1 pseudogene is annotated in these 252 nt (G+C 57.5%); it reads right to left on the minus strand.

From position 1 onward, the window contains the following. Positions 1 to 132, minus strand: a pseudogene (locus GWC77_RS30025) (ISL3 family transposase); the annotation flags it as partial. Between the last annotated feature and the right edge of the window lie 120 nt (positions 133 to 252).

The following is a 252-nucleotide window of genomic DNA, read 5'->3' on the forward strand; positions in this document are numbered from 1 at the left end:
CTCGTGCTGAAAGAAATTCAGGTGCCGCAACCGCTTGATTTGCGTGTCATGCACCGGGTGTTCGCCGGTGACGCCGGGATAAGCGAAGCGGCTGCCGGCGACAAAGTCCACCGCAATCGTGAGTTGCTGCGTATTCCAGGCCAAAGCGAACGCGGATTCCAGAGCAAACCGAACGCGGTTTCCACGGCAAAGCGAACGCTGATTCCACGGCAAACCGAACGCATATTCCACGCGTAAGCGAACGATAGGAAG

Source organism: Paraburkholderia sp. NMBU_R16 (genome assembly GCF_013282575.1).
GTDB lineage: Bacteria > Pseudomonadota > Gammaproteobacteria > Burkholderiales > Burkholderiaceae > Trinickia.